General features: G+C 69.3%; 6 protein-coding genes. 4 read left to right on the plus strand and 2 right to left on the minus strand.

Going from position 1 to position 5,894, the window contains the following annotated elements; all coding sequences use genetic code 11:
• On the minus strand, positions 1-1,295 hold a 1,295-nt coding region (locus tag ACWDU1_RS28310; RefSeq protein ID WP_450003094.1), incomplete at its 3' end, for a malate synthase G.
• 348 nt (positions 1,296-1,643) lie between these two features.
• On the opposite strand from ACWDU1_RS28310, the gene ACWDU1_RS28315 reads away from it, so the two are divergent.
• From ACWDU1_RS28315 to ACWDU1_RS28330, 4 genes are all read left to right on the plus strand, one after another.
• Positions 1,644-1,808 carry a hypothetical protein gene (locus ACWDU1_RS28315; RefSeq protein WP_450003096.1) on the plus strand — a complete coding sequence of 55 codons (165 nt, stop codon included), beginning with the start codon at positions 1,644-1,646 and terminating at the stop codon, positions 1,806-1,808.
• Positions 1,809-1,880: 72 nt separating this feature from the next.
• Complete coding sequence (locus tag ACWDU1_RS28320; protein WP_450003097.1) at positions 1,881-2,429, plus strand: HNH endonuclease; 549 nt, start codon at positions 1,881-1,883, stop codon at positions 2,427-2,429.
• Between the two features lie 25 nt (positions 2,430-2,454).
• Positions 2,455-2,703, plus strand: coding sequence for a WhiB family transcriptional regulator (locus ACWDU1_RS28325; RefSeq protein ID WP_450003098.1), 249 nt, complete (start codon positions 2,455-2,457; stop codon positions 2,701-2,703).
• 108 nt (positions 2,704-2,811) lie between these two features.
• Positions 2,812-4,488 carry a VWA domain-containing protein gene (locus ACWDU1_RS28330; protein ID WP_450003100.1) on the plus strand — a complete coding sequence of 559 codons (1,677 nt, stop codon included), beginning with the start codon at positions 2,812-2,814 and terminating at the stop codon, positions 4,486-4,488.
• Between the two features lie 59 nt (positions 4,489-4,547).
• Here the strand turns inward: ACWDU1_RS28330 and ACWDU1_RS28335 are convergent.
• A partial coding sequence (locus ACWDU1_RS28335; RefSeq protein WP_450003102.1) for an aminotransferase class V-fold PLP-dependent enzyme occupies positions 4,548-5,894 on the minus strand: 1,347 nt, incomplete at its 5' end.

A 5,894-nucleotide genomic window follows, 5' to 3' on the forward strand; every position in this document is an offset into this window, starting at 1 on the left:
CGGAGGAAGTCGGCGTCCATCCGGACGGCACACCCGAGGTCAAGTACTGGTACGACGGGCAACCCGTGATCGTTGGTGAAGGCGACCTCGTCGGGGCCGTGCATCTTCGGCTTGACGATGTAGACCGAGCCGGTGCGGCTGTTGCTCAGCGGCACCCCGTCACGCAGCGAATGCTTGGCGATCAGCGAGGTGAGGATCCCGTCCATGATGCCCTCGGGGACCTCGTTGCCGTCGGTGTCGAGGATCGCGTCGCTGGTCATCAGATGGCCGACATTGCGGACGAACAGCAGCGACCGGCCGTGCACCGTCAGCTCCGACCCGTCGAGCGCGGTGTAGACGCGATCCGGGTTCATGGTGCGGGTGAAGGTCTTACCGCCCTTGGTGACCTCTTCGGCGAGATCGCCCTTCATCAGGCCCAGCCAGTTGCGGTAGCAGGCCGTCTTGTCCTCGGCGTCCACCGCGGCCACCGAGTCCTCGAAGTCCATGATGGTGGTGACCGCGGATTCGATGACCACATCCTTGACCCCGGCCGTATCGGTGCTGCCGATCGGCGACTCCGGATCGATCTGGATCTCGATATGCAGTCCGTTGTGCTTCAGCAGGATCGCGCTGGGTGAGGCGGGGTCGCCGAGGTAGCCGACCAGCTGCCCCGCGTCGGCCAGGCCGATGGCGGTGCCGTCCTCGAGCCCGACCTCGAGTTCACCGTCGACGATCGTGTACGAGGTCGAACCGATATGCGAACCGGTGATCAGGGTGACCGAATCGTCGAGGAAGTTGCGGGCCCATTCGATGACCTTGTCGCCGCGGACCCGGTTGTACCCGGTCCCCTTCTCGGCGCCGCCGGTCTCCGGAATGGCGTCGGTGCCGTAGAGCGCATCGTAGAGCGAACCCCAGCGCGCGTTGGCGGCGTTGATGGCGAAGCGGGCGTTGCTCACCGGCACCACCAGCTGCGGCCCGGCCGTACTGCTGATCTCGGTATCGACACCGGTGGTGCCGATGGCGAAATCGGCCGGTTCGGGCCGCAGATAGCCGATATCGACGAGTAGCTGCTTGTACGCCGCCCTGTCGTAGTCGGCGCCCGCGTGTTCGCCGTGCCAGGCGTCGAGCTTGCCCTGGATTTCGTCGCGTTCGGCCAGCAGGGCCCGGTTGCGCGGAGCGAACTCGGTGATGATCCGCTCGGCGCCGGCCCAGAACGCGGCGGAATCGATGCCGGTACCGGGCAATGCCTCGTTCTCGACGAAGTCGTGGAGAACGGTGGCAACCTGGAGCCCGCCGACCTGTTTCCGCTCTGTCATCTACTTGCCTCACTTCCGCGAATGCCGGGTGGAAAGTCGATGTTGATGTTACCGGCCGGTAGCGGTGCGCCGGCCGCCGGGTGATCGCACTGGCGGGCATCTGTACCGAGACCGGACTCTACGCCGTCCGCATATCCACCGGCCCGCTCCGACCTGGGGCGTGGCACCGGGTCGTCCGGGATATCGCGGCGCGGCCGGCGGCATGAGAACGGGCGCCCCGGACCGCCGCCGGCGGGGCCCGGGATCGCCACCGCCCGAAAAATGGGCCGACAAGCGCTACCCCGCTGTGCCACCATGGATTCCAGCAGGCCCGCCGTCGGAGCGGGCCGCCGAATCCAGGAGGGAGGAGTGGTCTTGTATCCAGTCGCACCGGCCGATGCCATCCGGCCCGGCACCGTCTCACAACAGTGCCCCGAGGCGAAACAGCCGATGAACGCCGATACCGAATCGGCGTGGCAGCCGAAGAACGGCAGCGATCCCATGATCGACCTGCTCCTCCCGCGGCGGCGCTGACCGTTCGCTTTCCCTTCTTCTCCCCCGTCGGAGTTCCGGGCTGTCCCCGGCCGTCGAAACCTGGTGATAACCATGCCGATATCCGCTGTCGCCGATCCGGTGACTCTCACTCCCGACAACTGGATACACAGCCGAGTGCTGGTGCTCAACGCCAGTTACGAGGCGTTGGACCGGGTCGCCGCCGACCGGGCGATCGTCCTGGTGATGAGCGGTATCGCCGAATCGGTCGTGATCCGCCGGCCACATTTCCCGATCCGCTCGCAGCACGCCGAGATCATGCTCCCGGAGACGATCCGGCTGGTCCGCTACCGGTACCTGGCCCATATCGCCGTCCGCGCGCCGGGCGACCGGGCCACCCACGCGGCGATCCTGCGGCGGGACGCGAACCGGTGCGGCTACTGCGGCGCCTGGGCCCCGACCGTGGACCATATCCGCCCGCGCAGCCGCGGTGGTCCCAACACCTGGGAAAACCTCATCGCGTGCTGTGTGCCCTGTAATACCGCCAAGGCCGACCGTACCCCCGAGGAAGCGGGGATGCGGCTGCTCTGGGAGCCCCGCGCCCCCGAGCCTCTCATCCGTGAACAGCGCCGGGTGTGGAAGCACCTGGCCACGACCACCTAGGCGATCCGCGAGAGGAGGGATCGAGATGACCGTCGAAGTACTGGCAGATCTGCTGCCCATATCCGACAGCCGTGGCTGGCATCGCGCCGCCTGCCGCGGTGACCCGAACCACGAGGCGTGGTTTCCCTACCCGTCGCAGGACTTCGAGTACGCGCGTCAGGTGTGCGGCCGGTGCCCGATCCGGCCGGACTGCCGCGGCTTCGCCGAGCGAACCGGCCAGTCCGGTGTGTGGGGCGGGCACGAATTCGACCGGGGAAAGATGATCCGTGAATAACGGGCGGGGAACCCGCCGCGATGCCGTGGGGCCGTGTGGAGACGCACGGCCCCACAGTCGTGACCACGGCGCGCCACAACCGGGCGCCGCTCCCTAGACTGACTGCTCGTGGGTACCCATCGCAGCACCGGCTCTTCCCGGGAAATCAGCAGGGGACCGGTGATCGCCGCGGTGGTGGTCGTCGTCCTGGTCGTCCTCGTCGTCGGCTGGACGCAGTTGCGCCCGCAATCGGCCGGCACGTCGGGCGCGGCGGCCTCGGGCGCCTGCGTCGAGGGCGAGGCCGTGCTGGACGTCACGGTCGATCCGGAGATCGCCGATCCGGTACGCACCATCGCCGCCCGGTACAACGAGACCCTGCCCGTGGTCCGTGATCACTGCGCGAAGGTCGTCATCACCGAACGCCCGGCCGCCGATATGGTGGCCGCTTTCCGATCCACCACCACCTGGAATCCGGTGCTCGGACCACGTCCGGCGCTGTGGATTCCGGAGTCCGGCCGTCAGATCGAGTCCATGCGGGTCCCCGGCCTCATCGAAGGCGCTCCCCGGTCGATCGCCTCCAGCCCGATCGTGCTCGCCGTCCCCGAGGTGCTGCGGCACGCGCTGGCCTCCACCCAGACCTCCTGGGTCGATCTCCCCCGGCTGCAACAGGGTTCGCTCGAACAGATCGGCCTGCCCGGCTGGGACGGACTGAAACTGGCCATGCCGCCGGGGGATACGACCCTCGCTGTCGCCGCGGCGGTCGCGGGCGCGGTCTCGGGAACCGAACCGCTGACCGAGGAGGCCACCGCAGCGGGCCAGACGCTGTCGGCGGTTTCCGGTCTGGCCGCCGCGGCCCCGGAAGCCGTGGACACCTCGGCCGCCCTCACCTCGCTCACCGGCGCCGCGCCGGCCGAGGCCGCGGTGCACGCCGTACCGGTGACCCAGCGCCGGCTGGCCGCCAACGGCAGTACCACCTTCTACGTCCCCACCGGCGCGGCCCCGGTCGCGGACTATCCGGCAGCGCTCATGTCCGGTTCCTGGGTGGACAAGACACAGAACCTGATCGCCGGACTGTTCGCCGACTACCTGCGCAAACCGGAGCAGCAGCGCGATCTCGTCGCGGCGGGTTTCGCCGCGCCCCCGGCCGATCCGGCCCCGGTACCACCGCGCGCCGCGCTCGACCGGCTGGGGCAGGTGCTCGACTCGCCGGTCCTCGGTGTGCACGCGACGGCGCTGCTCGACGTCTCCGCGTCGATGGACACCACCGACGGTGACCTGACCCGGCTCAACAACACCATCGGCGCGCTGGCCTCCACGCTCAACGTCATGCCGCCCGAATTCGGCCTGGGCATCTGGGCTTTCGGCAAGGGCGTCGACGGTACGAATCCGTACCGGGTGATCGCCGATACGGCGCCGCTCGGCGACGCCCAGCGGAGCACGCTCATGGGCTCGCTGGGTTCGATCGAGACCACGGCGGCCGATACCGACGAATGCTATCCGGCGCTGCTGGCGGCCTATCGCAGTGCCATCGACGGGTACGCCGCCGATCGCACCAATTCGGTCCTGCTCGTCACCGACGGCCCGGAAGACGACTCGGGCACCAGTGACGCCGATCTGCTGGCGAGTGTCGAGAAGGCGGGCGATCCGGAGAAGCCGGTCCGGATCGACGTGATCGTGGTCGGCGGAACCGGCACCGAGGCGCTGCGTACGCTCACCGAGCGGACCGGGGGCAGCTACACGGTTCTGCCCAGCAGCAACGACCTGGCCTTCGGCACCGCGATGGTGGGGGCGCTGACCACCCCGTGACGGCCCCGGCCCGCCCGCGTCATCGCGGGCGGGCCGGGCCGCCGCTGCGACGGCCGGGCCTATTCGGCGAAGGCTTCCGGCGGCGGGCAGGTGCACACCAGGTTGCGATCGCCGAACGCCCCGTCGATACGGCGCACCGCCGGCCACACCTTCGCGCGGGGGTGGGCCAGTCCACGCGGATACACCGCCACCTCACGGCTGTACGGATGATCCCAATCCGACACCAGGCTCGCCGCCGTATGCGGGGCGTTACGCAGCGGATTGTCGTCCACCGGCCACTCCCCCGACCCCACCCGGTCGATCTCGGCGCGGATGGCGATCATGGCCGCCACGAAATCATCCAGTTCGGCGAGATTCTCGCTCTCGGTGGGCTCCACCATCAGCGTGCCCGCCACGGGGAAGCTCATGGTGGGCGCGTGGAACCCGTAATCGGCGAGCCGTTTGGCCACATCGTCGACGGTGACACCGGTTTCCTTGGTGATCGCGCGCAGGTCCAGGATGCATTCGTGGGCGACCATCGCGTTCTCGCCGGTATAGAGCACCGGGAAGTACGCGCCGAGCCGGCGGGCCAGGTAGTTCGCCGACGCGATCGCGGTGAGCGTCGCGTGCCGCAGCCCCTCGGCACCCATCATCCGGATATAGGCCCAGGTGATCGGCAGGATCGAGGCCGACCCGTAGTTCGCCGCGGAGACCGCGTGCGATCCGGGCTCGAGCGGGTCGCCGGGCAGGTACGGCGCCAGATGGGCGCGCACCGCGACCGGGCCCACTCCCGGACCGCCGCCGCCGTGCGGGATGCAGAACGTCTTGTGCAGGTTCAGGTGGCTGACGTCGCCACCGAACCGGCCCGGCCGGGCCAGCCCGACCAGCGCGTTGAGATTCGCGCCGTCGACATAGACCTGTCCGCCGGCGTCGTGCACCAGGGCGCACAACTCGGCGACCTCCTGCTCGTATACGCCGTGCGTCGACGGGTAGGTGATCATGATGCACGCCAGCCGTTCGGCGTGATCGGCGATCTTGGCGCGGAGGTCGTCGAGGTCCACATCGCCGTTGGCGCGGCATTTCACCACTTCCACCCGCAGCCCGGCCATGGCGGCCGAGGCCGCGTTGGTGCCGTGCGCGCTGGACGGGATGAGGCAGGTGTCCCGGCCGGCGTCGCCGCGATCGAGGTGGTAGCGGCGGATTGCCAGCAGGCCCGCGTACTCACCCTGGCTGCCGGCGTTCGGTTGCAGGCTCACGGAGTCGTACCCGGTGATCTCGGCGAGCCAGCTCTCGAGGTCGGCGATCACCCGCCGCAGCCCCGGTGTATCGGACTCCGGAGCGTACGGGTGCAGCCGCGCGAACCCGGGCCAGGTGATCGGTTCCATCTCGGCGGTCGCGTTGAGCTTCATGGTGCAGGAACCGAGCGG

Source organism: Nocardia sp. NPDC003345, assembly GCF_053589395.1.

What these genes read in the sequence shown, in the direction of transcription:
- ACWDU1_RS28325 (WP_450003098.1), top strand. Translation starts at nt 2,455, where the DNA reads ATGACCGTCGAAGTACTGGCAGATCTGCTGCCCATATCCGACAGCCGT.
- ACWDU1_RS28320 (WP_450003097.1), top strand. Translation starts at nt 1,881, where the DNA reads ATGCCGATATCCGCTGTCGCCGATCCGGTGACTCTCACTCCCGACAAC.